The 26,622-nt window shown below is 53.8% G+C and carries 22 protein-coding genes; 2 read left to right on the top strand and 20 right to left on the bottom strand.

What is annotated here, in order from left to right; all coding sequences use genetic code 11:
* Nucleotides 1-25: 25 nt before the first annotated feature.
* From infB to AAA927_RS07205, 16 genes are all read right to left on the bottom strand, one after another.
* Entirely contained in the window at nt 26-2,836 is a 2,811-nt protein-coding gene (infB, locus tag AAA927_RS07280) for a translation initiation factor IF-2 (protein WP_338217058.1), read from the bottom strand.
* A gap of 23 nt (nt 2,837-2,859) precedes the next feature.
* Entirely contained in the window at nt 2,860-3,159 is a 300-nt protein-coding gene (locus tag AAA927_RS07275; protein WP_125579633.1) for a YlxQ-related RNA-binding protein, read from the bottom strand.
* On the bottom strand, nt 3,156-3,455 hold the full coding sequence (rnpM, locus tag AAA927_RS07270; protein ID WP_125579632.1) for an RNase P modulator RnpM: 300 nt from the start codon (nt 3,453-3,455) through the stop codon (nt 3,156-3,158). The genes AAA927_RS07275 and rnpM overlap by 4 nt, the downstream gene beginning before the upstream one ends.
* 11 nt (nt 3,456-3,466) lie before the next feature.
* Nucleotides 3,467-4,609, bottom strand: coding sequence for a transcription termination factor NusA (nusA, locus tag AAA927_RS07265; RefSeq protein ID WP_125579631.1), 1,143 nt, complete (start codon nt 4,607-4,609; stop codon nt 3,467-3,469).
* A gap of 36 nt (nt 4,610-4,645) precedes the next feature.
* Nucleotides 4,646-5,119, bottom strand: a complete 474-nt coding sequence (gene rimP / locus AAA927_RS07260; protein ID WP_338217054.1) for a ribosome maturation factor RimP — start codon at nt 5,117-5,119, stop codon at nt 4,646-4,648.
* 760 nt (nt 5,120-5,879) lie between these two features.
* A complete protein-coding gene (locus AAA927_RS07255) occupies nt 5,880-10,211 on the bottom strand; it encodes a PolC-type DNA polymerase III (protein WP_338217052.1) in 4,332 nt (1,443 codons plus the stop codon).
* 128 nt (nt 10,212-10,339) lie between these two features.
* A complete protein-coding gene (locus AAA927_RS07250) occupies nt 10,340-12,046 on the bottom strand; it encodes a proline--tRNA ligase (RefSeq protein WP_338217050.1) in 1,707 nt (568 codons plus the stop codon).
* Between the two features lie 27 nt (nt 12,047-12,073).
* A complete protein-coding gene (rseP, locus tag AAA927_RS07245) occupies nt 12,074-13,315 on the bottom strand; it encodes an RIP metalloprotease RseP (protein ID WP_338217048.1) in 1,242 nt (413 codons plus the stop codon).
* An 18-nt stretch (nt 13,316-13,333) separates the two neighbouring features.
* Nucleotides 13,334-14,128 carry a phosphatidate cytidylyltransferase gene (locus AAA927_RS07240; protein WP_125579626.1) on the bottom strand — a complete coding sequence of 265 codons (795 nt, stop codon included), beginning with the start codon at nt 14,126-14,128 and terminating at the stop codon, nt 13,334-13,336.
* Nucleotides 14,129-14,152: 24 nt separating this feature from the next.
* Nucleotides 14,153-14,914 (bottom strand): undecaprenyl pyrophosphate synthase, encoded by a 762-nt coding sequence (gene uppS / locus AAA927_RS07235; protein ID WP_435891515.1) that lies wholly within the window; start codon nt 14,912-14,914, stop codon nt 14,153-14,155.
* A gap of 124 nt (nt 14,915-15,038) precedes the next feature.
* Nucleotides 15,039-15,596 (bottom strand): ribosome recycling factor, encoded by a 558-nt coding sequence (gene frr, locus AAA927_RS07230; protein WP_125579625.1) that lies wholly within the window; start codon nt 15,594-15,596, stop codon nt 15,039-15,041.
* Nucleotide 15,597: 1 nt separating this feature from the next.
* Nucleotides 15,598-16,317: a UMP kinase gene (gene pyrH / locus AAA927_RS07225; protein WP_204118020.1), complete on the bottom strand. Its 720-nt coding sequence runs from the start codon at nt 16,315-16,317 to the stop codon at nt 15,598-15,600.
* 150 nt (nt 16,318-16,467) lie between these two features.
* Entirely contained in the window at nt 16,468-17,343 is an 876-nt protein-coding gene (gene tsf, locus AAA927_RS07220; RefSeq protein ID WP_125579623.1) for a translation elongation factor Ts, read from the bottom strand.
* Nucleotides 17,344-17,427: 84 nt separating this feature from the next.
* A complete protein-coding gene (gene rpsB, locus AAA927_RS07215; RefSeq protein WP_204118021.1) occupies nt 17,428-18,222 on the bottom strand; it encodes a 30S ribosomal protein S2 in 795 nt (264 codons plus the stop codon).
* Between the two features lie 398 nt (nt 18,223-18,620).
* Nucleotides 18,621-18,881 carry a GIY-YIG nuclease family protein gene (locus tag AAA927_RS07210; protein WP_338217041.1) on the bottom strand — a complete coding sequence of 87 codons (261 nt, stop codon included), beginning with the start codon at nt 18,879-18,881 and terminating at the stop codon, nt 18,621-18,623.
* Nucleotides 18,874-19,614 carry a tRNA1(Val) (adenine(37)-N6)-methyltransferase gene (locus tag AAA927_RS07205; RefSeq protein ID WP_338217039.1) on the bottom strand — a complete coding sequence of 247 codons (741 nt, stop codon included), beginning with the start codon at nt 19,612-19,614 and terminating at the stop codon, nt 18,874-18,876. The genes AAA927_RS07210 and AAA927_RS07205 overlap by 8 nt, the downstream gene beginning before the upstream one ends.
* Before the next feature lie 102 nt (nt 19,615-19,716).
* Here AAA927_RS07205 and AAA927_RS07200 point away from each other — a divergent pair, with 102 nt between their 5' ends.
* The gene (locus AAA927_RS07200) at nt 19,717-20,370 is read left to right on the top strand and encodes a lysophospholipid acyltransferase family protein (RefSeq protein ID WP_125579619.1); all 654 of its coding nucleotides are present in this window, start codon (nt 19,717-19,719) and stop codon (nt 20,368-20,370) included.
* Nucleotides 20,367-21,749: an amino acid permease gene (locus AAA927_RS07195; RefSeq protein WP_338217037.1), complete on the top strand. Its 1,383-nt coding sequence runs from the start codon at nt 20,367-20,369 to the stop codon at nt 21,747-21,749. Before AAA927_RS07200 ends, AAA927_RS07195 begins: the two co-directional genes overlap by 4 nt.
* Nucleotides 21,750-21,807: 58 nt before the next feature.
* Here AAA927_RS07195 and AAA927_RS07190 read toward each other — a convergent pair whose 3' ends face one another.
* The 4 genes from AAA927_RS07190 to AAA927_RS07175 form a co-directional block, all read right to left on the bottom strand.
* Nucleotides 21,808-22,251, bottom strand: coding sequence for a GNAT family N-acetyltransferase (locus AAA927_RS07190; protein WP_338217035.1), 444 nt, complete (start codon nt 22,249-22,251; stop codon nt 21,808-21,810).
* 67 nt (nt 22,252-22,318) lie between these two features.
* Nucleotides 22,319-23,020 carry an acetolactate decarboxylase gene (budA, locus tag AAA927_RS07185; RefSeq protein WP_338217033.1) on the bottom strand — a complete coding sequence of 234 codons (702 nt, stop codon included), beginning with the start codon at nt 23,018-23,020 and terminating at the stop codon, nt 22,319-22,321.
* A 10-nt stretch (nt 23,021-23,030) separates the two neighbouring features.
* A complete protein-coding gene (alsS, locus tag AAA927_RS07180; RefSeq protein ID WP_338217031.1) occupies nt 23,031-24,698 on the bottom strand; it encodes an acetolactate synthase AlsS in 1,668 nt (555 codons plus the stop codon).
* A gap of 179 nt (nt 24,699-24,877) precedes the next feature.
* Nucleotides 24,878-26,617, bottom strand: a complete 1,740-nt coding sequence (locus AAA927_RS07175; protein WP_338217178.1) for an ABC transporter ATP-binding protein — start codon at nt 26,615-26,617, stop codon at nt 24,878-24,880.
* Nucleotides 26,618-26,622 lie beyond the last annotated feature (5 nt).

The following is a 26,622-nucleotide window of genomic DNA, read 5'->3' as shown; positions in this document are numbered from 1 at the left end:
GCTGCTCCTTTGATGGTCTGAATTCCTATTTAACCGGGACTTCTTCCATCGTGTAAGCTTCGATTTGATCATCCACCTTGATGTCATTGTAACCATCAATCGTCAGACCCAGTTCGAAGCCTTGACGGACTTCCTTCACGTCATCCTTGAAGCGACGCAGTGAGCCCAGTTCGCCTTCGTAAATCACGATGCCATCGCGAATCAGGCGGACCTTGGAGTCGCGGCGGATGAAGCCGGTGTCGACAAAGCCACCCACAACGGTCCCAATCTTGGAAACTGGAATGGTTTCGCGCACGGTGATCGAGCCGGTGACCTTTTCTTCGTAGGTCGGTTCGAGCATGCCCTTCATCGCGGCTTCAACTTCTTCAATCGCCTTGTAAATGACGCGGTGCAAACGAATGTCAACGTCTTCAGCATCGGCTTGCAGCTTCGCTTGCGGCGTTGGGCGCACATTGAAGCCAATGATGACCGCGTTAGAGGCAGAAGCCAGGGTCACATCGCTTTCGTTGATGGCCCCAACAGCTTGGTGAATGATGTTGACGCGCACGCCTTCGACTTCGATCTTCTGCAGACTGCCAGCCAAAGCTTCAACCGAACCCTGCACATCCGCCTTGATGATGACGTCAACTTCCTTGAGTTGACCTTCCTTCATGGTTTCAAACAGGTTATCCAGCGTGACGTGATGCGTCTGCTGGCGTTCACGGTCTTGCGCTTGTTGCGCCCGCTTTTCGCCGGCGGCCCGGGCGGTCTTTTCATCGTCAAAGACGACAAACTTATCGGCGGATTGCGGCACGTCATTCAAACCGGTGATTTCCACTGGCATGGATGGCAAAGCTTCCTTGACGCGGCGGCCATGATCGTTGGTCATGGTCCGGATGCGGCCGAATGTGTTCCCGACAACGACAGGGTCGCCGACGCGCAGCGTGCCTTCTTGAACCAGCACGGTGGAAACAGGGCCACGACCTTTATCCAGCCGAGCTTCGATGACGGTCCCAATGGCCTTTTGGTCCTTGTTGGCCTTGAGTTCCAAGACGTCAGCTTCCAGCAGAATCATTTCGAGCAGTTCGTCGATGTTCTTGCCGAACTTCGCGGAAATGTTGACGAAAATCGTGTCGCCACCATATTCTTCTGGAATCAGCTCGTACTTCATCAACTGTTCGGTCACGTGCTGCGGGTTGGCGCCTGGCTTATCGATTTTGTTGACCGCGACAATGATCGGCGCATTGGCCGCTTTGGCGTGGTTAATCGCTTCGATAGTCTGTGGCATCACGCCATCATCTGCTGCGACGACGAGGACGATGATATCGGTGATATCCGCCCCACGCGCCCGCATGTTGGTGAAGGCCGCGTGCCCTGGCGTATCCAGGAACGTGATCAGACGATCATTGAGCCGGACTTGGTAAGCCCCGATGTGCTGCGTGATCCCACCGGCTTCACCGGCAGTGACATGCGTGTGGCGCAACTTGTCCAGCAGGGTCGTCTTACCATGGTCAACGTGCCCCATGATGGTGACCACCGGTGGCCGCGGCGTCTGAGTGGCCTTGTTGTCGACTTCTTCTTGGAACATCTTATCCAAGTCGGTGATGTCTTCTTGGACCTTTTCTTCAGCGTCGATGCCATAGTCGGTGGCGACCAGTTCGATGGTATCTTTATCCAAGCTCTGGTTCTGGTTCACCATGATGCCGAGCATGAACAACTTTTTGATGATTTCTGCGGGTTCGCGGTGCAAAATCTTGCCCAGATCCTGCGCATTCATCCCAACAGTGTAAACGAGTTTTTCTGGCAATGGCCGCTCCTTGCGCTGTGGCATTTCTTTCTTCGGCTGACTTTGAATCTGACGCTTGTTCTTACGCTTATTGCGCCGGTTGTTGTTGCCAAAACCGCCTCGGTTGTTATCGAACCGGCCGCGGCCTTGGTTGCTATTGTTCCGAGCAGGCCGACTGTTGGCACTTGGCCGCTCATTGCGGCGGGTTTCTGCCGGCTTGGCCGGCGTTGGCACTGGCGTTGGGGCCACTGGCCGACTTTGTTCAGCCACCAGTTTTTCGGCGACTTTTTCAGCTTCACGGGCTTGCGCCTGTTGGGCCTTTTCGCGTTCCTTCTTAGCCGTTAACTGCTTGATGAACTTTTCATCATTCCCAGCGACTGGCCGCGGATTGCCGTTCGCCTGTGTGGCGCGCCCAGCGCGCGGCATTGGGCTGGTCGTCCGGTTTATGAAGCGATTGTCTCCGCGGCGATCGTCACGGCGACCATTGCGATTGTCGCTACGCTGGTCATTGCTACGCGGATTGCGCTGATCTTGCGGCCGATTTTGCTGCCGGCCGGCGGGGCGATTGCCTTGCGTACCTTGACCTTGGCTGCGCCGGTCATCTTGACCGAAGCGGCCTTTGCTGCGGTTGTTGGCCTGCGTGTTATGCGGCCGGCGAATCGCGGACTTGCTGATCAGTGTTTTGCCATCGGCCGTTTTCTGCGGCATGTGGTGCGTGCCCGGCGCGGCTTTTTTGGCTTCCGCCGGCTTCGCCTCATTGGCAGGCTTGACTGCAGCAGGCTTAGCTGATTCTGGCTTAGCTGCAGTCGCTTTTGCTTCAGACTTAGCTTCGGCTGGCTTGGCAACAGGCTTCGTTGTAGCAGCCGGCTTAGCAGCGGCTTTAGCGGCAGGCTTGGCAGCCGCGGGAGCCCCTGTCTTGCTTAGCGCGCTGCGCAGCGTCTTTTCCTGACCTTCGTCAAGCGTTGACATGTGATTTTTGAATTCGATACCTTGCTGCTTGGCGGTGTCAATCACCGTCTTGCTTGGTACCCCGATTGCTTTGGCAAATTCATATACTCGTTGTTTGCCCATTTCTTCACGCTCCCTGTTAATTTTTAGGTGAGCAGCTTCAGTAACTTCTTGGCAAAGCCGTTATCTTGAACGGCAATCAGCGACCGCTGACTGCCAATGGCATCAGTCAATTCCTCAGCACTGAGGGCAAAGGAAATGGGCACTGCATAGAAGTCACTTTTATCGGAAAACTTTTTCCGGGTATTCGCTGAGGCATCGCTAGCAACCAGCACCAGTTTGGCGCTTTGGTCGCGGATGGCACCGAGGACGAACCCTTCGCCTGTGATCAGGCGGCCGGCACGCTTTGCGAGCCCCAGCAAGTTTAACGCTTGCTGCTTATTCATGCTTGATCGCCGAAAAGCTCTTGACGAGCCTTTTGATGGTCAACATAGGCGAACAACTCATCGTAAAAGCTGGGATCAATCTTGATGCTAAAGGCTTTTTCGATCAGTTGCTTCTTTTTTGCTTTTTGAACCGCGGCTGGATCGAGCGCGACATAGGCGCCGCGACCGGCTGCTTTACCAGTGGGATCGATGGCAACAGTGTTATCTTGTTGCTTCACAATGCGCACCAGGGATTTCTTCGGAAACATTTCGCCCGACAAGAGATCCTTGCGCATCGGGATTTTCCGTTTCTTCATGCGACGGCCTCCTATTCAGCAGCCGAATCAGACGCTGCTTGATCATCATCAGGCAAGTCAACGGTTGCTTCTTCAAGGGCTTCATCGTTTTCTTCGAGTTCTTCGTCATCGACAAACTCAACATCGGATTCGGCCTTGATGTCGATCTTGTAGCCGGTGAGCTTAGCCGCCAGCCGGGCGTTTTGACCCTTTTTACCAATAGCCAAAGACAACTGGTGGTCAGGCACAATGACCGTGCAAGAGCGGTCGTTGTCTTCGTCGTTGAACTGCACCGCAATCACTTGGGCTGGGTTCAAGGCGTTGGCAATGTAATCCACTGGGTCTTCTTCGAATTGAACGACATCCATGTTTTCACCAGACAGTTCGTTCACCACCGCCTGCACTCGCGCCCCGCGCGGGCCAACCGTGGTGCCGACTGGGTCAACGGATGGGTTCGTTGAGCGCACGGCAATTTTGGTGCGATCGCCAGCTTCACGGGCAATCCCAGCGATTTCGACCGTACCATCAAAGATTTCTGGCACTTCTTGTTCAAACAAGCGCTTGACCAAACCAGGGTTGGTGCGACTAACAAAGACTTGCGGGCCCTTGCTGGTGTTTTCCACCTTCGTCACGAACACTTTGATGCGATCATGAGGTTCATATTGTTCATTCGGCATTTGGTCTTGGCGGCCGAGGACCGCTTCGATTTTGCCAAGGTTCACATAGATGAACTTGTTATCGCGGCGCTCCACTTCCCCAGTCATGATTTCATTTTCATACTGAGAGTATTCGTCGTAGATAATGCCGCGTTCTGCTTCGCGCACCCGCTGCATAATGACCTGCTTAGCGGTTTGGGCGGCAATCCGACCAAAATCCTTCGGGGTCACTTCAAACTTAATGTTATCGCCGACTTCGTAAGCCTTGTTGATACTCAAAGCTTCCTTGAGGCTGACTTCCAGCCGCGAGTCGAAGACTTCTTCAGTCACTTCCTTGACCGCATAAACGTGAATGTCGCCTTTTTTGGCGTCAAACTCAACATCCACATTCTGGGCCTGGTTGTAATTACGCTTGTAAGCTGAGGCCAAGGCGTCTTCCAACGCGTCGATCACAACTTCCTTTTTGACTCCTTTTTCAGTTTCAAGGGCGTCAAGCGCTTCAATCATTTCCTTTGACATGTTGATCCTTCCTTTACCAGGCGGCAAACCGCCGGATTAAAATTCAATCGCTAACCGGGCGTTGGCAATGCTGGCGCGGTCAAACACTTGGTCAAACCGGCGCGCCTTGTCCTTCAACGTTAACGTCAGCTCGGTGGCGGTTAAAGCTTTCAAAGTGCCTTCGAACACTTTTTTCCCATCGAGCTTTTGAAACAGTGAGATATGAATATACTCACCGATGGCATTTTCAAAATCCTGCTCAGATTTGAGCGGGCGTTCTGCGCCTGGTGAGGAAACCTCTAAGAAATAGGCTTGTGGAATCGGGTCAGGGTCCATCGCATCAAGTTGCTCAGACAAGCTTTCTGACACCGCCACGCATTCATTCAATGCGATGCCGCCTGGCTTATCAATATAGACCCGCAAGTACCAGCTGCCGCCTTCCTTGACGAACTCGATATCGCTCAGCTCAAAGTGGTTTGCCTCTAAAATTGGATCAACGAGCGTTTTCACTGTATCGACAACCGTGCTCAAGTCTTTCCCCCCTTTTGGTTGTTTGTGCGTGCTACTACCTAGCCTAAGGCGCTAGGCTTAGGCAGCCTGACGCCTACTTTCCAAGAAAAAGAGTGAGCATCTCTGCTCACTCCTTTTCAAAGGATTTAACTACTAGATGTAACTTACCATAGAATAGGCCTTTTTGCAAACGCGATTACTATTGAGGCTTAGTGGGACGGGCCGCGCGTGTGAGCGGGGTGGCTCTGGACGAGGGGCTACTGCGGGGGCCGGCTGGAGCCATAGGGCGGTCTCCAGCCTCAACGATGAGCCAGCATCGCGCTATCGCGCTCAACGATGTCTCATCGTTGCCCCCAGTTGCCCCTCGTCCGCCGCCACTCCACTCTCACCCGCTAGATAACACATCAATCACCCAAGGTATATTCAAGCTTGCTTGAGCATCAGGAACGATTTAGATAGGCCATTTGTTCCAGATAACTCTGTTTGCCTTACTATACTTGAGCGTTTAGCAATTTTCGTGACACCATTTCCGTGGCTGCTACATCTGTATTGCCGGTCACGTGGGCGGAGCTGGGGGCGCGAGGCCAGCCGTGAAACGAAAATAAGCCTTTAACCTGCGCACTTGGCAGGCTAAAGGCTTATTTTCGCGGCAGTTGTGAAGACGCACTGGAGCGAAGCGACTGCGGCTTCACAACTAGGTTGGAGACCGCTTTATGGCTCCAACCGGCCGCACCGCAGGCCTCGCGCCCCAAGCGGAGCCCCCCACCTAGCCATAGAAGGGCTAGAACAGGTTATCGAACAAGGACAGCTGGTTTTCATCCGGCAAATCATCTAGCACGTGGTTTTCAGTCATGTAATCGATCAACGTCTTGGAAACCTTGCCGCGGTTGGCGAGGTCTTCCTTCGACAGAAATGGCTTTTCTTCCCGGGCCGAGACGATTTGCTTCGCAACGTTATCGCCCAAGCCTGGCACGGCGCGGAATGGCGCCAGCAGCGTGTGATCATCCACAATCAGGAAGTCATGCGCATCGGAATGGTTGATGTCGACCATTTTGATTTTGAACCCGCGTTCCAGGCACTCGTTCGCCAGTTCCAAAATCGTGAGCAGACTCTTTTCCTTCGCCGAGGCGTCGTTGCCTTGATCCGTGATGGCTTTGATGGCGGCCTTGGTGGCTTCTTTACCATGGCTCATCGCCACCAAGTCGAAATCTTCGGCGCGGACAGAGAAGTAGGAAGCGTAGTACACCAGCGGGAAGTACACTTTGAACCACGCAATGCGCAGTCCCATTAGGTCATACGCGGCCGCGTGGGCCTTCGGGAACATGTACTTGATTTTCAGGCAGGAATCAATGTACCAGTCTGGCACATTGGGGTTGTCTCGCATCGCCTTCTGCCAGTCGTCAGGAATCCCGCGGCCTTTACGCACGTGCTCCATGATGTTGAAGGCCATGGAGTCATCCATCCCCCAGTGAATCAGGTCCATCATGATGTTATCACGACAGCCGATCACTTCTTTAATGGTGACTTTCCCCTGCTGAATCAGCTCTTCGGCGTTGCCCAACCACACATCCGTCCCGTGAGACAAGCCGGAAATCTGCAGGAGTTCAGAGAATTTCTTCGGATGCGTTTCTTCCAGCATCCCACGCACGAAGCGGGTCCCGAATTCTGGCACGCCCAGCGTCCCGGTTTTCGAATTGATCTGCTCTTCGGTGACGCCTAGGACTTCCGGACTGGAAAACAGGGACATGACACCAGGGTCATCCATGGGAATCGATTTTGGATCGACCCCAGAGAGATCTTGCAGCATACGAATCATGGTCGGGTCATCATGCCCCAGCACATCCATTTTCAAAATGTTGTCGTGAATCGAATGGAAATCAAAGTGGGTGGTTTTCCAAGCTGCGGTTTGATCATCGGCTGGGTACTGAATCGGTGAAAAGTCGTAGATATCCATATCTGCCGGCACAATCAAAATCCCCGCCGGATGCTGACCCGTTGTGCGCTTCACCCCGGTGGCGCCTTTGGCCAAGCGGTCAATTTCCGCCCCGCGCAGCATCTGCCCGGTGTCGCGTTCGTAGGCTTTGACGTAACCATAAGCGGTTTTATCCGCCACGGTGCCAATGGTCCCGGCCCGGAAGGCGTGATCTTCCCCGAACCGCACTTTGATGTAGTTATGGGCCACTGGTTGGTAGTCCCCGGAGAAGTTCAGATCGATATCAGGCACCTTATCACCATGGAACCCAAGGAAAGTTTCAAAGGGAATATCCTGCCCGTCTTTGGCTAGCTCGGCGCCACACTTGGGGCACTGCTTGTCCGGCAAGTCAAACCCGGAGCCGTACTCCCCTTTGGTGAAGAATTCCGAGTACTGGCACTCTGGGCAGCGGTAATGTGGCGGCAGTGGATTGATTTCGGTAATCCCAGACATGGTCGCGGCCAAACTCGAACCGACGGAACCACGAGAACCAACCAAGTACCCGTCTTTGTTCGATTTTAAAACCAGCTGTTGGGCGATGTTGTAAATCACCGAGAACCCATTGCCGATGATGCTCTTGAGCTCTTTATCGAGCCGCGCCTGCACGATTTCTGGCAGCGGATCGCCGTAAAGCCGGTGCGCCGTCGTCATCACGTCATTTTGCAGGTGTTCCTCCACGCCGGGAATATCTGGCGTGTAGAGCTTGGTTTTAACTGGCGTAATGTCATCATCGATCATATCCGCCACTTGGTGCGTGTTCTCAACGACTAGGTGGTGTGCCAGTTGGTCGTCCTTCAGCCAGGCAAAAGCATCCAGCATCTCTTGGGTCGAGCGAAAATGCACATCTGGCAGCTCATGGCGATTCAGTGGATTGGCCCCGCCTTGACTGTGAATCAAAATCTTGCGATAAATCGCATCGGTGGGATCAAGATAATGCGCATCCCCTGTGGCCACCACCGGCTTGCCTTGTTCCTGGCCGATTTTGATGATTTGCTTGATGATTTCTTGCAAATGGGCCTGGCCTTGAATCAAACCGCCCTCAATCAGGGGCTGGTAGTTGGCCAGCGGCTGGACCTCCAGGTAGTCATAGAACTTGGCCTTGGCGGCAGCTTCGGCATAGCCTTTTTGCATGGCGGCCACAAAGACTTCGCCAGAAGCACAGCCAGAGCCAACCATTAGGCCTTCACGCAGCTTCTGGAGCTGGCTGCGCGGCACCCGTGGCAGGCGGTAGTAGTATTTAACATTCGACAGTGAGACGAGTTTGAACAAGTTTTTCAGTCCAGCTTGGGTCTTGGCCATAATCACCGCATGCACTGGCCGGCTTTGCTTGTAAGCATCGTCTTCACCAATGCGGGAGTTCAGTTCATTAAGCTTGGTGATGCCGTACATGCTCTTGGCTTCTTTTTCCAAGGCATACATCAAATAACCGGTCGCCTCGGCATCGGCGTTGGCCCGGTGGTGATGATTCAGGCTGATTTTGTAGGCCTTGCTCAACGTATCCAGTTTATGATTTTTCCGTTCCGGATGCAGCATCCGCGAGAGCTCCAGCGTATCAATAACCGGATTTTGAATGGTTTCTTCATTCATCCGTTGATAAGCCGTGTTCAAAAAGCCCACGTCGAAAGTGACGTTATGGCCACACATGATAGTGCCTTCACAGAACTGGCGGAAGAGATGTAGTACATCGGCTTCAGACTTGGAACCGCGCACCATTTCATCGGTGATATGGGTCAAATTGATGGTGGTTTCCGACAACGCGAACCCTGGGTCGATCATTTCCTCGAAATTATCGATCACCTTACCGTCTTTCATCTTCACAGCGGCCAATTCGATAATTTTGTCGTAAACGGCAGACAGTCCGGTGGTTTCGATATCAAACACGACATAAGTGTCTGATTCCAAATCCCGAGGGTCATCAGCTTGATAAGCCACCGGCGTGCCGTCATCCACCAAGTTGACTTCCACACCGTAGAGCATTTTCAGTCCGGCCTTGGTCGCGGCTGTATGCGCTTCTGGATAGGCTTGCAGCCCGGCATGGTCAGTCACCGCAATGGCAGAATGGCCCCAGGCTTTGGCGCGAGCCACATAAGCCGAAATGCTAGGCATGGCGTCCATCTGGCTCATGTTGGTGTGCAAATGCAACTCGATGCGCTTCTCACCCTCAGCGGTATCTTGGGGCGCGGCGTGATGCACTTCTTCAATCGCTTGGGCGTTCACCGTGAGTTCGCGCGAGTAGTTATCTTCTTGAACACTGCCGCGAATGCGCAACCAAAGCCCCGGTTTGATGCGCTCAAACGCAGCCTCATCGTCGGCGTCATTGCTGAATTTTTTCACCACAAAACTCGAGGTGTAGTCGGTCACTTTGAAAATCAAAAGCGAGCGCTTTGAGCGCAGTTGCCGCACCTCGGCATCAAAGGCATAGCCCTCGATGACCACTGAGCGTTCTTCTTGGGTAATGGCCACCATTTGGGTCGGTTCATCGCTGGCCTTGATGTTGCGACCAAGCTGAATCGGGCCGTTGCTAGCGGCTGGCGCTTGTTCGCGCTGTGCCACCACCGCCTGCGCTCGTTTGGCCAAGGCTGCGGCTTGCTCAGCTTTTTGAGCCTGAAAAGCCGCCAGTTTGGCCTGGGTTTCCCCAGCATCCACTCGGGCCACCAAGTTGACCCCAGGGAGACCAACTTGCGCATAGGTTTCGGTGAGTTTACCCAGCCCTTGGTTGATCAAAAAGCCTCGCACCGGCTCATTTTCCGCTGTGAGTGTGATTTTACCGTCCTCAAACTGCGGGGTTTGGCGCATGCAGGTTTCTTGAACAATTGCGGACTCAATCTGCGCATGGGCCACGACATAAGACCAATAAGCGGACAGCTTGTCAGCACCCAGGTCGACCTGCCGCGGGTTGATGCGCAAGGTGGTTTTGGCGATGGTTTTGAACGCCGCCGTCAAATGCGCCTCAAGTTGCACATAAATGGCATAAGGCAACACTTGGTCGGTATTCAGAGTAAAGTCATACCGCTTGGTTTGGCTATGCACCGTGACCGTTTCAACGCTTGCGTGGGCTAGGCTGTCATCTTCGCTAATTTGCTGCGGCAATTGCAGCTGCTCGACCAGCTTCGCAAACATTTCCTCTTTCGATAGTGCCAAATCGGCCACACTCCTTTTTTGTCATGCAACTATCGTAACCCGAAACTAGTGATTGAACAAGCCGCCATCACTGGGGTCAATACACGAAAAAACGCCGGCATCAAAGCGATGCCGGCGTCCTCATTACTTTAGGCTTGATCAAGCAAAATCTTCAAGGAAGCAGTGAGCTCGTCGGCTTTCACCTCCAGGGTTTCACCGGATTTACGTAGCTTGAGTTCTACGATTTCATCAGCGGCTTTCTTGCCGACGGTGACCCGCACTGGCAACCCAATCAAATCCGCATCCGCAAATTTGACCCCAGGGCGTTCGTTGCGATCATCGACCAACACCTCATACCCGGCTGCTTCCAGCAACTTGGTAATTTTCGCAGTGAGATCGGCTTGGTCTTGCTTCTTCAAGTTAACCGGCACCACGTGAACGTCGAATGGCGCCACCGCCCGCGGCCAAACCAGCCCGTGTTCATCGAGGGTTTGTTCCGCAATCGCTGACAGCAAACGCGACACCCCGATGCCATAAGAGCCCATGATGATCGGCTTGGCGCGGCCGTTTTCATCCAAGAAGTTGGCCCCCATCGCTTCGGTGTAGCGCGTGCCTAGCTTGAAGATATGGCCGATTTCGATGCCTTTGGTGAAGTGCAGCACCCCTTCGCCGTCTGGGGACAGTTCCCCTTCCGTCACAAAACGAATGTCGGCAGTTTGAGCCGGCGTGAAGTCACGGCCGAGGTTGACGTTCTGCAGATGCTGGTGAGCGGCATTGGCGCCAGCCACCATGTTGGCACTGCCGGTCAGGCTGTTGTCAGCAATGATGGTGACATCCTCATCGACGTTCACCGGCCCGATATTGCCGATTTCACAGTGCATGTACTGCTCAACTTGCTCTGGCGTGGCCATATCTAAGAAGTCAGCGTTCAGCAGGTTCTTCAGCTTGACGTCATTGACGTCATAGTCGCCGCGGACCAAAGCCAGCACCGGCTTTTCGTCGGCGATGAACAGCACTGCTTTGATCAGCTTGCTGGCAGGAATCGCCAGGAATTCAGCCACCTCAGCAATGGTCTTGGCGTCTTTGGTGTCAACCGTGGTCAACTCGCCCAGGTCTTCGTGGCTAGGCGTTGGCACGGTCATACTGGTGGCCATTTCAAGGTTGGCTGCATAGTCGGAGCCATCCGAGTAGACAATGGTGTCTTCCCCGATCGGCGCAATGGCAGAAAATTCCTTGGAGTCTTTGCCACCCATCGCGCCGCCATCCCCAACAATGGCCCGGAAGTCCAAGCCGAGTTCGTTAAAGATGTTGGTGTAGGCTTTTTCCATCTGATTGTAAATGGTATCCAAGTCTTCCAAGTTCGCGGTGAAGGAGTAGACATCTTCCATGATGAATTCCCGGGAACGGAGCAAACCATAACGTGGCCGATCCTCATCGCGATACTTGGTTTGGATTTGGTACAAAACCAGTGGCATCTTCTTGTATGAGTTCAGGTCATTGCGGACCAAATCGGTGAAGGTTTCTTCGTGGGTTGGGCCGAGAATGAAGTCGCGATCATGGCGATCCTTCAGCTTGAACAGATTTGGACCGTAAGTTTCATACCGGCCGGATTCTTGCCACAATTCTGCTGGCAAGAGGCTTGGCATCCGCATTTTCACGGCATCGATTTTGGTCATTTCAGCATCGATGACCTTTTCGATTTTGGCCAGCACCCGGTCAGCGAGCGGCAAATAGGCATAAGCGCCCGCCGCCACCTGGCGAATAAAGCCAGAGCGCAGCATCATTTGGTGTGACTTGGCCTCCGCCGTACTTGGCACTTCTTTAACGGTGGGGATGAACATTCGAGATTGTTTCATTAACTTTTTGCCTCCAAAGCATTTCGATTAAAAACTGCGCATGATATCGTTGATGGTCACCGCGATGATTAAGGCGAACATGATGCCCGCCCCAATCAGCGTCACCATACTTTCGTGTTCTTGTTTCAGCGGCTTGCGGCGAATCAGTTCAATCAGATTCAGCAGCAGCTTGCCCCCATCCAGCACTGGAATGGGAATTAAATTCATGATGCCTAAGTTGACACTCAGCGCCGCCAAGAACACTACCAGGGATGCGATACCGGCCTTAGCTGCCGAGGCGGTCATCGTGTAGATGCCCACTGGCCCGGCTAATTGATTCAGGGAGAAGTGGCCCGTGACCATTTGCCCCAAGACATGGAAGATGGAGCTGGCCACCCCCCAACTCGCGGTGAAGCCATACTTGATGGCCCCTAGCGGATTGTGGCTAACGGCGGTGTACACCCCGATGGTACCTTGTTTGCTTGGGGTAATGGTGAGGTGCTGGGTGACGCCGGCCTTGGTTGCCACCAACTTGACGGGTTGCCCTTTATGTTTGGCCAAAATTGGGCCAATATCTTCAAAGCTATGGATCTTTTGGCCGGCAATGGTCTGAAGATGTGAATCGGCTTTCAACCCCGCCACGGCCGCTGGCGAATTCGGCTGAATTTGGCCGATTTGATTCGTATTAGTGACCGCGACCCCATTGGCTAGGCCTAAACCGATGAACACCACAATTGCCAGCAGGAAGTTGTTCAACGGCCCGGCAAAATTGACCAGCATCCGTTTCCACAACTTGGCATTTTGAAACTGCACATCTTCCGGGGCAATCACGACTTCCGTGCCATCTTCTTCGATGATGGTCGCATCATGATCCACCCGCCAGGTCTTCAGTTCACTTTCATCGCCGTTGGCATAACCGCTGACTTCAAGGGCGTGCACCAAGTCGACATGATCGACCTGCACCGGAATGCCGCCTTGCAAGGTGGTTTTTTGACTTAAGTTGATGCGGCTGACCACGCCTTGTCCATTGGTTTCAATGGCGAGCATCGTGCCTGGTTTGATTTCATCATCTTCGTCTTGCCAACCCGCCATCCGCACATACCCGCCCAGTGGCAGTAGCCGCAAGGTATAGGTGGTGTGGTGCCGGTGCCAAGCGACGAGCTTGGGGCCCATGCCGATGGAAAACTCCCGCACCAAAATCCCGGACCATTTAGCAAAAATGAAATGTCCGAATTCATGGACTAGCACTAAGATGACGAAGACAATCAAAAATTGAATGATGGTAGTCATGAATCGTTCCTTTCCGGCTTATAGAATACCGAAGAAGTGAATCATCGGCAGCACCAGCAGCAAGCTATCAAAGCGATCGAGGATGCCGCCGTGCCCAGGCAAAATCTTGCCAGAGTCTTTGACGCCATAGAAGCGCTTGAGCGCGGATTCGATCAAATCGCCTAGGGAGCCAATAATCGACAACACCAAGGCAATCCCCATCATTGGCCAGAAGCCATACGCTTGCGGGAAGAATTGCAGGTAAATGGCGGCAAAAATCAACGCCACCACATTACCGCCAATGCTCCCTTCCCAAGTTTTGTTGGGACTGATGGCAGGCCACAGTTTATGTTTGCCCAAGGCGCGCCCGACAAAGTAAGCCCCCGAGTCAGTGAGCCACACAATGATCATGGCAAACAGCAAGGTATCCAAGCCGCCAGCCGGGCTATTGCGAACCGCGATCAAATAATGAAACCCAGTGCCGATGTAGAAAATCGATAAGGTCGACACCGCCACATCATCGTAGGTCACCCGATTTTTGCTGGCCACGGTATGCAGCAGCAGGAGCACCACCACCACATAGACGATATCCAGCCGCGAAATAAAGCTTGGCACCCAAGCCATCATATTGTCCGGCAAGGTTACCGCCAAAATTCCGATGGCAGAAATCAGAAAATCAAAGGAAACGATAATGCGTTTGCGCATGATAAAGACTTCTGACAAGGCCACCAAAGCCAAGGCTGACCCGGCAATTTCAAGCCAGATCCCACCTAAAATCAAAATCGGGATAAAAATCGCCAACGCGACGACTGCGGTAATGATTCGCTGTTTCATTAAAGATAACCCTCCATGTTTCGCTTATTTGAGTCCGCCAAAGCGCCGATCACGGCTTTGATAGTCAGCAATGCAGGCCTGCAGCGTCGCGGCGGTGAAATCTGGCCAGAACGTGTCGGTAAACACCAGCTCGCTGTACGCCAGCTGCCAAAGCAGGAAATTTGAAATGCGTTCTTCCCCGCTGGTTCTAATCAACAGATCGGGATCAGCAAGCTCACCTAAGGGCTGCGTCATCAGATGGTCAGCGATAGTTTCCGCATCAATGGCGCTGGGATCAATTTTGCCTGCGGCTGCTTCAGTCGCAATCGCCTGGGTGGCCTGAATCAATTCGTCGCGGCCGCCATAATTCAAGGCAAAATTCAAAATCATACCGGTATTCGCCGCGGTATCCGCCATCGCATCGCGGGCGGCTTGCTGGGTTTTGGCTGGCAGTGCCGCCAGTTCGCCCATCACCATGACGCGCACGTTTTCTTCAATCAGTTCCGGCATAAAGGTGCCGAAGAAATCCACCGGCAGCCGCATCAGATAACTGACTTCGCTGGTCGGCCGTTTCCAATTTTCGGTAGAAAAGGCGTATAACGTCAAAACCTTCACGCCGAGGTGGCTGGCTGCCTTCGTGATGGTTTTAACGGTTTCCATGCCTTGCTTATGGCCGGCCACTCGCGGTAAATGGCGCTGTTTGGCCCATCGCCCGTTACCATCCATGATAATGGCGACATGAGCGGGTATCCGCGCCGGGTCTAACGCATGCGCTAACTCTGCCACACTGAATCCTCCTGTTCCCAAACGCTTATAGTCTTATTGATTGTAGCAGAAATCAGGCGGTTTAAACAGCAACGTCCGCCGCCCTAATCAAAAAGCTGACCAGGCGGCCTCCCAAAATGGGAGCGCACTGGCCAGCCGAAGGCAATCAGCCTTCTTTGATTTCGGCTTCTTTTTCCGCGGCGATTGCTTCAAGCCGCTTGGCTGAAGCATCGGTCACCTTTTGAACGGCCTTTTCATCGCGGTGCAAATCGTCCTCCGTGATCTCGCTGGCTTTTTCCTGCTTCTTGAGCTTGTCCAAGGCATCGCGCCGGACATTGCGAATCGCGATTTTGGCTTCTTCTTCATACTTGCCGACTTCTTTGGCAATTTCTTGCCGGCGTTCCCCAGTGAGCTGTGGCACCACTAAGCGAATGGCGTTACCGTCATTGGCCGGATTAATCCCGAGGTCGCTGGCATTCAGTGCGGCCTCAATGTCCTTCAGCGCCGTTTTGTCATAAGGGGTGATCAACAGCACCCGGGCTTCTGGCACCGTGATGGCGGCAATTTGGTTCAGTGGCGTATCAGCACCGTAGTAACTCACCGTGATGCGGTTGAGTAAGCTGGCATTGGCCCGGCCGGCCCGAATGTTGCCTAGCTGACGGCCCAGTGCCTCTTCAGTCTTTTTCATTTGCGTTTCCGCTTCAGCAATGATTGGATTGGCCATGTTATTCTCTCCCTTTAATGGTCGTGCCGATGTTTTCACCTTCAACGACCTTCTTGATGTTGTCCGGATCGTTCAGGTTGAAAACGACCAGCGGAATGTCATTATCCATCGACAGCGTGCTAGCCGTGGAGTCCATGACATGCAAATCTTTGTTGATGATGTCCATGTGGGTCAACTCTTCAAACTTCACCGCAGAAGCATCCTTATTCGGATCTGCCGAGTAAACGCCATCGACCCCATTTTTGGCCATCAAGATCACATCGGCATCGATTTCAGCCGCCCGTAAAGCCGCAGTGGTATCCGTGCTGAAGTATGGATTCCCGGTGCCGCCAGCAAAAATCACGACCCGGCCTTTTTCCAAGTGCCGCACGGCCTTGCGCCGGATGTAAGGTTCAGCGATTTGGCGCATTTCGATGGAGGTTTGCACCCGCGTTGGTACACCCAGGTTTTCCAGGCTGTCCTGGAGCGCCAAGCCGTTCATCACCGTTGCCAGCATGCCCATGTAGTCCGCCTGCGCGCGCTCCATGCCCATCTGGGCGCCAGTTTCACCCCGCCAGATGTTGCCGCCGCCGCAGACGATGGCAATCTGCACGCCTAGTTCGTGGACCTTTTTAATTTGTTCAGCGATTAATTTAATCACTGGGGGCTGAATGCCAAAGCCGTTCGCGCCGCCTAAGGCTTCACCGCTCACCTTCAGTACAATGCGTTTATATTTGATCATGATGAATTGTCCCTTCTTATTTGCTGGTATCAGTTTACCATATTCAACCCCACCGCTGGGCTTTCGCCGCGGGAATTATCAAAATCTTGACTACCTACGCCCTAGCAAAAAGCAGCCTCCTCTTGCGGGGAAGCTGCCTTAAGTTAAGCCTTAGTCTTTGATTTGACCCATCACTTCATCAACAAAGTTATCTTGCTTCTTTTCGATCCCTTCGCCGACTTCGTAACGGACAAAGCCCTTCACCGTGGCGCCTTTGCTCTTGGCAAATTGGGCAACCGTTTGGTCTGGGTCCTTGACGTATTCCTGGTCAACCAGGGAGCTTTCGCTCAGCCACTTGTTGACCCGGCCTTCAACGATGCGTGGCACAATCTTCTCAGGCTTGCCTTCATCAAGCGTTTCCTTGGTGAAGATGTCGGTTTGCTTCTTCAGTTCATCAGCTGGTACTTCGCTCCGGTCGAGGTAAGTGGGGTTGATCGCCGCCACGTGCATCGCGATGTCGCGCGCGGTTTCGTCATCCCCGCCAGCCAAAGTCACCAAAGCGGCAATTTGGCCACCATTGTGCAGGTACGCGCCAAAGTGGTCGCCATCTTCTTTTTCCACGACGGTGAACCGACGCAGGTCGATCTTTTCACCAATGACCGCGGTCAACGCCTTAGCGGCATCATCCAAGCTCTGGCCGTCAACATCCAAGGCCAATGCGGCGGTCAGGTCAGCTGGCTTGCCGGCAACAATCGCAGCGCCGGCTGCCTGAACAAAGTTTTGGAACTTGTCGTTGCTAGCCACAAAGTCGGTTTCGGAGTTCACTTCGATGATCGCGGCGGTGTTGCCGTCAACCGTGATCGCCGTCAAGCCTTCAGCCGCAATGTTGCCGCTCTTCTTCGCCGCTTTCGCCAACCCTTTTTCACGCAGGACGTCGATGGCCTTTTCCATGTCACCATCAGCCGCCACCAGTGCCTTTTTGGCGTCCATCATCCCAACTTGAGTGCGGTCGCGTAGTTCCTTGACTTGTTTAGCAGTAATCGCCATTGTAGTTCCTCCTTGTTTTGTCTAAAAAAGTCGCCTGCGCCTGCATTTGCTGCAAAGCACAGACGACTGAGTCTTACTTATTTATTATTTTGCTTGGTTATCGTTGTCGCCTTCAACGGCTTCAACAATGTCTTCGATCGAGTCAGCCTTGGCGTCTTCAGCTGGTGCCTGAACGTCTTGCTGGTCGTCTTGGTCTTCACCCTGGTTGCCTTCGATGATGGCATCGGCCATCTTGGCGGTGATCAGACGAACGGCGCGAATCGCGTCATCGTTTGATGGGATGATGACATCGATGTCATCTGGATCGGAGTTGGTATCAACCATCGCCACGATCGGAATGTTCAGCTTTTGTGCTTCCTGAACGGCAATCTTTTCCTTGCGAGGGTCAACGATGAAGATCACATCTGGGATGCGAGGCATGTCTTCGATCCCGCCCAAGAACTTGGTCAGCTTTTCTTGCTGCTTCTTCAGCAAGGAAACTTCTTTCTTAGGCAGCTTGTCGAAGGTGCCGTCAGTGGCCATCTTCTTGATGTCCTTGAGGCGCTTGATCCGGGTCTGGATGGTGTTCCAGTTGGTCAAGGTCCCACCGAGCCAACGGTGGTTAACGTAGTACTGGCCGGCGCGAGTTGATTCTTCAGCAATCGCATCTTGGGCCTGCTTCTTGGTCCCAACGAACAGGAATACGCCGCCGTCAGCAGCTTCGTCCTTGACGAAGTTGTAGGCGTCGTCAATCATCTTAACGGTCTTTTGCAGATCGATGATGTAGATACCGTTCCGTTCGGTGAAGATGAATGGCTTCATCTTTGGGTTCCAGCGACGAGTCTGGTGACCGAAGTGGACACCAGCTTCAAGCAGTTGTTTCATGCTTAATACAGACATGTGTAGTCCTCCATATGGTTTTATTCCTCTCAAGGTCGTCAGCTCGCCGCCCCACTTCTCCCGAAGCACCGGGGCGACAATCTTACCTTGATGTGGTTTGTGCTTTTCACACTCAGATGATTATACAGAAATACTTCTGTTTATGCAAATACTTTAACAGCCGGGCAGGGCGGCCTCCGCAGGCAGGAGCGAAAGCGGGGTGGCCAGCGCTTTGAGCCTCGCTTTGCGAGTCTTAAAGTCGCGGCTTGTTCTAAGCCAACAAGTTGGCTAAGAACAATTTCACCCCTGAGCCCCTGCCTGCTCCGGCTGCCCTGCCCTACTGTGATGTGTTGCTGTTCGATACTGTACCTTCGAGATTGAGCAAACATGCGCCGCTGTCCAAGAGCGTATCACTTTTTCTACCACTCAACTTTCTTGTCAGCGAGGAACGCCTCTTTCGCTTTACGACTTTGGTGCTTGAAGTGCCACTCGGCGGATAAGGCGTCGTGTTCGTTGGTGAAGGCTTCTTGATAAAGTAGGCGCACGGGACGGCGGGTTTTGGTGTATTTGGCGCCTTTGCCGGCGTTGTGGGTGGCAACGCGGGCTTCAACGTCGGTGGAGTAGCCGCCGTAAAAGGTGCCGTCAGCGCAAAGCAAAACGTAAAAATAATAGCTATCCATAGAGTAAGTGTTCCACCTCCGGCGTGTAGTGGCTACTTTCATCATAAACCACCAATGGCGGCATGATGCGAAGGCCATCCGGTTTACCGGCGCGAATGCCTTCTATCAACACCATGTTGGCTTCCTGGTTGGCCCGCGGGTGAATGAAACGCAACTTCTTAGGCGCAAGTTTCGCAGCGGCCATAGTGCTCAAAAGCTCCTCCAAGCGGTCAGGTCGATGGACGAAAAAGGCTTTACCTTGATACTTGAGCAGCGCGCTAGCGGTTTGGCAGACCGTGGCAAAGTCAGTGGTGAGTTCGTGGCGGGCCAAGGCGAGGTGATCGTTGGGGTTGGTTTTACTGTGCGGGCTGACTTTGAAATACGGCGGGTTGCAGACCACCACGTCAACGGAATCTTTGGCCACAACCTCCGGGGTGGTTTTGAGATCGCGCGTCAGCACCTCTACATTTGCCAGCTCATTCAAGGCGACACTGCGGCGCGCCATTTCTGCCAGGCGCGGCTGCAGTTCCACCAAAGTCACCCGCTGATCGGTGCGCCGAGCGACAAATAAGCCGACGGCGCCGTTGCCAGCCGCAAGATCCACCACCCGGCTGTGTTGGCCAATCTCGGCAAACGCCGCCAGGACAACGGCATCTAAGGAAAAAGCGAATAACTTGGGGCTTTGGATGATTTTGATGCCCACACTGGCGAGTTCATCAATGCGTTCATCAGGCTGAAGGGTTGGTTGCGTCATTAAAGTGGTCCTTTCTACAGCTATCAACTATTGTGGTATAATTTATCGAACTTAATGCTAGTGGCAACGCGCCACGAGTCTTGAATGGAAGGATTAAAAAAGATGTTTTATTCATTTATCCGCGGGTTGGTCCGGATTTTGATTTTGATCATCAACGGCAACACCCATTATGAAAATAAAGAAGCGTTGCCTGACGGGCCTTACGTCCTAGTCGGTCCGCATCGCACCTGGCTCGATCCGGTGTTTTTCGGGTTGGCCGCTAGCCCCCGCCAGTTCGCAGTCATGGGCAAGGACGAGCTCTTCGAAAATCCGGTGCTGGGCTGGTTTTTGCGCCACATGCATGCCTTTGGCGTTAACCGGGCCAATCCCGGTCCAAGTGCCATTAAAACACCGGTGCGCCTGCTAAAGCAAGGTCAATTGTCAGTGATGCTGTTTCCTTCCGGCTCACGCTATGCCAACGACCTGAAAGGCGGCGCGGTGCTGATTGCCAAACTGGCGAAGGTGCCGATTGTGCCGGCGGTCTACCAAGGCCCCATCAAATTCTCCCATGTGCTGCTGCGCAAACGCATCACGGTGCGGTTCGGTGAGCCGATTGAAGTACCAGCCGGCCGCGTCACCGATGAGATGACAGCCCAGATGGGTCTGAAAATGCAGCAGGCCTTCGATGCCATTGATAAGGAAATTGATCCGAACTTTAAGTATGTCCCCGACCAAAAGAAGTATTTGGCAGAAAAAGAGGAAGGCAAGGTCAAATGAAACCTCATTCTTTTTGGCAGCAGCTCACCCGCAAGCCTGACGTCGCCCAAACCTTGCAAAGCGATCATCAGCTCGCCCGCACCTTGACCACCCGCGATTTGATTGCGCTGGGCATCGGGGCGGTGATTGGCACTGGGATTTTCATCTTACCCGGCACCGTTGCGGCCACCACTTCAGGGCCAGCCATTACGCTGGCTTTTGTTTTGGCCGCAGTCGTGTGCTCGCTTGCGGCGATGTGCTACGCCGAGTTTGCCTCGGCACTGCCGGTAGCGGGTTCGGCGTATGCGTATGGCAGCATTGTCTTCGGCGAAATTTTTGGCTGGATCATTGGCTGGGCGCTGATTTTGGAATACATGTTGGCGGTGGCCGCGGTTTCAACGAGCTTCGCCGCTTACTTTGCCAATTTGATCAGTGGCTTTGGCCTCCACATCCCCCATGCGCTTAGCGGTGCCTTTGACCCCGCTCACGGGACTTACATCAACCTGGTGGCGGTGGTCGTGGTCCTGATTATCGGCTTGATGTTATCCCGCGGCATGACCACCTCGATGGCGGTGAACCGAGCCATGGTCTTGGTCAAACTGCTGATTATTGGCCTGTTCGTCGTGGTGGGGGCCTTTTACATCAAACCGATGAACTGGCAGCCGTTTATGCCATTCGGGTTCAAAGGGATTCTCGCTGGTGCTTCACTCGTCTTTTTTGCCTATCTTGGCTTTGACGCTGTTTCCGCCTCCGCCCCGGAGGTCAAAAACCCGCAGAAGACCCTGCCCCGGGGAATTATCGGGACCTTGATTATTGCCACGATTTTGTACGTGCTAGTGGCAGTGGTGCTGACCGGTATCGTCAAGTACACCCAGCTTAACGTAGCTGACCCGGTGACTTTCGCCTTGAACCTGATCCACCAGCCGCAGCTCGGCGGCATCATTGCTGTGGGGGCATTAGCTGGCATGTTCACCATGATGATCACCATGGTCTACAGCTCCAGCCGGCTGGTCTACGCGATTGGCCGCGATGGGTTACTGCCAAAATGGTTCGGTAAAGTCACCCACCAGCTGCCTTTCAACGCCTTGTGGACAGTGACCTTGATTATTGCGGTCATGGGCGGGTTCGTGCCGCTGACGCAACTCGTCAATCTCGTGAACATCGGCACCTTGATTGCCTTCGCCTTTGTCAGTCTGGGGATCATTCCGCTCCGCAAGCATGAGCAAATTGACAACCACGGCTTCCAGGTGCCTGGCTATCCGGTGGTGCCAATTATCTCGTTTCTCTTCTGCCTGCTTTTGATGAGTCAGCTAAGCGCCGAAACTTGGGTCATGAGTCTCATCTGGTTCGGCATCGGCATGGTCATTTACTTCGCTTACGGGTACCGCCACGCCAAGTAAATTGCTCACGCAAAAATAGCGTCATCCCTTCACGCAAGGATGACGCTATTTTTGTGGCCTATTCCAGCTGTTGGGCGTAATGAATCCAGCCTACTTCCTTAGTGGCCACCTGATCATACAAGTGCTGGGCGCCCAAGTTGGTGGTGCGGGTTTGCCAGATCATCTCTGCGCATCCCTGCGCCTTGGCCCAGTCGCCGCTAGCGGCGGTGAGGGCACGGGCGAGGCCTTGCTGGCGGAATGGCGCTGCTACGAATAAGTCATTCAAGATGGTCAGCGGTTTCATGGCCCGGGTTTCGTAGGTTAAATACAACAGCGCAAACCCGGCCAGCTGCCCGGTTGGTTCAGCCAACAATAGCGCGCCTTGCTGCTGGGTCAGAACACGGGTCAAAAAAGTTTGCAACTCTTCATCTGCGAATTCATGGGGTACCGTGCTCGACGCGTAGTAATCATGAAACATCGGCACCACCAGGGGCAATTCCTCAACTTTCAACGCTCTAATCATCGGTCAGTCCCCCTTTGTCTTCAGTATACGAAAAGGCCAAGGGAAACGCCACCGCGCTTGAGTGTCTTTAGTGTTCTGCCTTGGTAATATCCCCTAACAAATCGCCATCTAAATCGGCGTTCAGGAATTCTGAATCAGTGGTTGGCAGGTGTAATTGGATATCACTAAACACCTGCGTCGCCAAGGTACCGGCTGCCACTGTATAGTCCAGCACATGGCCGCCAAATTGATGGTCATCTGCCAGAAAATGCAAGTGGAACCCCGGCGAGGCCATGCCGGCGTAAAGCTGCGGCGACCAGTAGCCTAGCAAAGTGCCTGCCACCTGTTCCCGGGTAAAGACGGCTTGGTCTGCCGCCGTCGCCGCCAGGCCAGGATAGGGCCGTTGTTGCGCCTTCACTGCGCGCGTGGTCATGTGGGCAAAGGTGCCGCGGATTTGCACCGCCGCAAATAAATTATGGGTGCCAAGTGCCGCCAGCATCTGCTGCTGCACGGTAGCGGCCGCCCCGCTGATGTCACCCGCAGGCTTGAAGTCAGCAAAGTGTACGTTAGCAAAAGGCACCTCGCCGTTTTCAATCACCGTGACCTGGCCAGTGGCACTGACTTGGTAAACGACCCCATCGATCATGATCAGTTCGCCGTCAAGGCCGGTGAGGGTGCCGATGCCGGTATCACCATGCTTGAGCAGCTCCCCAATGGCCAACGTACCTTGAAACAAGCCAGGCACCAAAGCGCCTAACGTGCCATGTTGATATAAAAGCTGATTATTCACCTTGTGCCTCCTAGAATTGGTCATCCAACATCGCCGCGCCAAGCTTCGGGTTGTCGCTGTAGTCCACTGGAATATCCACGACTACCGGTCCAGGCGTGTTGAACGCTTCATCCAACACGGCATCCAGCTGACTGGGATCGGTCACTCGCAGGCCTTTGGCGCCGAAGCTTTCGGCGTATTTTACAAAGTCGACCGGGCCAAAGTCGACGCCAGCTGAACGGCCATACTTCATTTCTTCCTGAAACTTAACCATGTCATAGTAGCCATCGTTCCAGATAATGTGCACGAGGTTAGCCTTTAAGCGCACCGCTGTTTCCAGTTCGGCCGCCGAAAACAGGAAGCCGCCATCGCCGGACACGGACACCGCTTTTTCACCTGGCCGCACCAATGTGGCTGCAATCGCCCAAGGTAAGGCCACGCCCAGTGTCTGCATCCCATTGGAGAACAAGAGCCGCCGAGGTTCATAGCTGCGGAAGTGGCGCGCCATCCAAATGTAGTGACTGCCGACATCAACGGCCACGGTCATTTTGTCGGTGACCCGGGCCTGCAGGGCTGCCACAATGCTGAGGGGATGCACCCGGTTATGGGCCGCTGCTGGGGCGACATCGCGGGCCTGCAGCTGGGCCTGCAGGTCGGCCAGGTAGTTTTTAGCGGCCGGCGCCACCTGGTAACCGCGCACCAGCGGCGTCAAAATACTTAGAGTTTCGGAAATATCGCCAATCAGCTCTTCCTGCGGCTGGAAGCTTTGATCCAGTTCGCTTGGCTGGGCATCAATCACCACAATCGCCGCCTTGCCGTCGGCGTTCCAGTTCCGTGGTTCGTATTCGACCGGATCATAACCGATGGCAATCACCAAATCACTCTTTTGCAGCAACTGGTCCCCTGGCTGATTGCGGAACAGGCCGACCCGGCCAAAGAAGTTACTTTCTTGTGCGCGGGGCACAATGCCTGCGCCTTGGAAAGTCTCAACCACCGGCAAATCCGCCGTTTGGAGCAGGTCGCGCACGGCCGCAGTGACATCAGCCGACGACGCCCGCATGCCCAGCAGCAGCACGGGTAAAGCTGCTTCTTTGATGCGACGCGCCAGGTCAGTCATATCGCCAGGCGCAGCGGGACCGAGCTTGGGCGCCTTGACGGCTGCCAGCGACTGGGCAGTGGTTGGAGCATCAGTCACGTCTTGCGGCACCGACACAAAGCTGGCGCCTTGCTTACCAGAGCCGGCGGCCCGCCAAGCGTTCGCCATCAGTTCTGAAATGTTGTCAGGATCCTGCACTTCGGCCGCGTACTTGGTGATTGGGGCAAACATTTCAGCGTTGCGCATGCTTTGGTGAGCCGAACGCAGTAAGTCCTTACGTTGGACCTGGCCCGCAATGGCCAACACGGGATCCCCTTCCGCCGTCGCTGTCACCAGGCCAGTGGCAAGGTTAGCGGCCCCCGGTCCAGAGGTCGTCAGCACGACCCCTGGGTGGCCGGTGATGCGACCCACGCCAGCGGCCATGAAAGCGGCGTTTTGTTCATGGCGGGTCACCACCAGCTGCGGCGTTCGTGGATCGGTCGGATGCTCCAACTTCTCAAAGACCCGGTCGATTTTTGCCCCCGGAATGCCAAAGACAAACGGGACCTGGTGATTGATCAGGCTTTCAACAATTAAATCTGCACCATACCGCTTTTCTGTCATGTTTAAGTCTCCTCTTGAATTCGTATGTTTCAAATCATACGCCTTCTGTTTCATAAATGAAAGGGATAAGCTCAAATTGTTTTTATTTTGGGCTTTTATCTGTACTATCGATATTTGTAATCTGTATTATATTTGGGCCAAAAAAAGTCTTGCTGTTATCATCAGCAAGACTTTTTCCTTTATTCAACGGCCGTATCACCGTTTTGCAGTTCATACATATCGAAGTAACGGCCTTTTTTGGCCAACAGTTCTTCATGGGTACCACGCTCAATAATGCGCCCGGCATCCAGCACCAAGATCAAGTTAGCATCTTTAATGGTCGACAGCCGGTGGGCAATCGCAATCGACGTCCGCCCTTTGCGCAACCGGCGCAGGCCCTCTTGAATCATGGTTTCGGTTTCGGTATCAATGTTCGCCGTGGCCTCATCCAACACCAGAATTTTCGGGTTAGTGACAATGGTGCGGGCAAAGGACAACAGCTGGCGCTCACCACTTGAGAATTGACTGCCGCCTTCAATCACGCGGGCATGATACTGGTTTGGCAATTTCTCAATGAATTGATCGGCCTGGACGAATTTCGCTGCCGCTTGCACCTGTTCGTCGGTGATGTCCTGGTTAAACAAGCGAATGTTCGAGGAAATATCACCATAGAACATGAAGGAGTCTTGGAGCACCAGCCCCAATTTCTGCCGCAGCTCTGGCATTGGGTAATCGCGAATATCGCGGTCGTCGATCAAAATCTCCCCGGTGCCGAACTCATAGAACCGCATCATGACATTGATGATCGAGCTTTTGCCGGACCCGGTGTGCCCGACCAGCGCGACCGTTTCGCCGGGATTAGCGACAAAGCTGATGTCATGCAAGATATCATGCTTGCCGTCATAGGCAAACGACACATGGCGGAATTCGATTTTGCCCTTGGTAATGGTGCCATTGGCCCCAGGATTTTGCGCCGGCGCGTATTCCTGGTCATCCAGAATGCGGAAAATTCGGCTGCCGGCGACTATCCCGTCTTGGAAGAAGGACAACGAATCCATCATGTTGGTCATCGGATTAAAGAAGTTCGCCACGTACTGGGTGAAGGCGTAAACCACGCCAGCCGCCACGAAGTTATCCAGCGACATCACCCCAAACGCCCACAGCACTACGACTAAGCCGAGGCTGTAAAGCAGGTTGATAATTGGCGAAAGCAACAGCGAATTGGTTCTGATCATCGCTTTGCGTGTGGCCAGGTAATCTTCGTTGGTCGCTTCAAACTCCTTGGTGATGCGTTTTTCTTGGCGGAATTGTTGGATAATGCCGATGCCTTCAATGGACTCATTCAGCTTGGTGTTCAATTCGCTGAGTTTTTCGCGCATATGCCGATACACTTTGGAACTGTACTGACTGTAATACCAGATTGCGAACAACAGCAGTGGCATGAAGGCCAGCACATACAAGGCAATGCGGTGATTCAAATTCCACATCATGACAAAGCTCGAGACCACCGAGAACAAGCCGACGATCACGGACAGCAGGACGTTCCAAAAATCACCCAAAGTCATCGTATCATTGGTGACGCGGCTGACAATCGAGCCGGCTGGCGTTTGATCAAAATACCGCATCCCCAAGGTGTGCAGCTTACGGAACAACTCACGCCGCACATCTTCCAGCCCGCGCTCCGCCCCCATCAAGAAGGCAAAGTTCTGAATAAACTGGAACACCGCCTTCATCAGGACGCCAAAAGCATACAAAGCCGCAAAGCCCAGCAAAATCTGCACGGTAGCGGATTTGTTTTGCAAATAGCGATCCATGAATTCTTGCAGAATGTAGGGCAAGGCCACGTTCGTCCCAGCCAGCAGCCCTGCCGCTAGCAGTGCGCCCAGGAACTGGCGCCAGTAAAGTTTGGTGTACCCCATCAGCCGGACAAAAATGCGCATTTGTT

This window comes from Lacticaseibacillus salsurivasis (assembly GCF_036246225.1).
Classification (GTDB): domain Bacteria; phylum Bacillota; class Bacilli; order Lactobacillales; family Lactobacillaceae; genus Lacticaseibacillus; species Lacticaseibacillus salsurivasis.
Note: the sequence above shows the minus strand (reverse complement) of the source record. Positions and strands in the feature narration are given on the sequence as shown.

Bases quoted from the DNA above. Each gene is read 5' to 3' on its own strand.
- infB (WP_338217058.1), bottom strand. From the start codon at position 2,836: ATGGGCAAACAACGAGTATATGAATTTGCCAAAGCAATCGGGGTACCA.
- AAA927_RS07275 (WP_125579633.1), bottom strand. From the start codon at position 3,159: ATGAATAAGCAGCAAGCGTTAAACTTGCTGGGGCTCGCAAAGCGTGCC.
- rnpM (WP_125579632.1), bottom strand. From the start codon at position 3,455: ATGAAGAAACGGAAAATCCCGATGCGCAAGGATCTCTTGTCGGGCGAA.
- nusA (WP_125579631.1), bottom strand. From the start codon at position 4,609: ATGTCAAAGGAAATGATTGAAGCGCTTGACGCCCTTGAAACTGAAAAA.
- AAA927_RS07250 (WP_338217050.1), bottom strand. From the start codon at position 12,046: ATGAAACAATCTCGAATGTTCATCCCCACCGTTAAAGAAGTGCCAAGT.
- rseP (WP_338217048.1), bottom strand. From the start codon at position 13,315: ATGACTACCATCATTCAATTTTTGATTGTCTTCGTCATCTTAGTGCTA.
- AAA927_RS07240 (WP_125579626.1), bottom strand. From the start codon at position 14,128: ATGAAACAGCGAATCATTACCGCAGTCGTCGCGTTGGCGATTTTTATC.
- frr (WP_125579625.1), bottom strand. From the start codon at position 15,596: ATGGCCAATCCAATCATTGCTGAAGCGGAAACGCAAATGAAAAAGACT.
- pyrH (WP_204118020.1), bottom strand. From the start codon at position 16,317: ATGATCAAATATAAACGCATTGTACTGAAGGTGAGCGGTGAAGCCTTA.
- tsf (WP_125579623.1), bottom strand. From the start codon at position 17,343: ATGGCGATTACTGCTAAACAAGTCAAGGAACTACGCGACCGCACTCAA.
- rpsB (WP_204118021.1), bottom strand. From the start codon at position 18,222: ATGTCTGTATTAAGCATGAAACAACTGCTTGAAGCTGGTGTCCACTTC.
- AAA927_RS07210 (WP_338217041.1), bottom strand. From the start codon at position 18,881: ATGGATAGCTATTATTTTTACGTTTTGCTTTGCGCTGACGGCACCTTT.
- AAA927_RS07205 (WP_338217039.1), bottom strand. From the start codon at position 19,614: ATGACGCAACCAACCCTTCAGCCTGATGAACGCATTGATGAACTCGCC.
- AAA927_RS07200 (WP_125579619.1), top strand. From the start codon at position 19,717: ATGTTTTATTCATTTATCCGCGGGTTGGTCCGGATTTTGATTTTGATC.
- AAA927_RS07195 (WP_338217037.1), top strand. From the start codon at position 20,367: ATGAAACCTCATTCTTTTTGGCAGCAGCTCACCCGCAAGCCTGACGTC.
- AAA927_RS07190 (WP_338217035.1), bottom strand. From the start codon at position 22,251: ATGATTAGAGCGTTGAAAGTTGAGGAATTGCCCCTGGTGGTGCCGATG.
- alsS (WP_338217031.1), bottom strand. From the start codon at position 24,698: ATGACAGAAAAGCGGTATGGTGCAGATTTAATTGTTGAAAGCCTGATC.
- AAA927_RS07175 (WP_338217178.1), bottom strand. From the start codon at position 26,617: ATGCGCATTTTTGTCCGGCTGATGGGGTACACCAAACTTTACTGGCGC.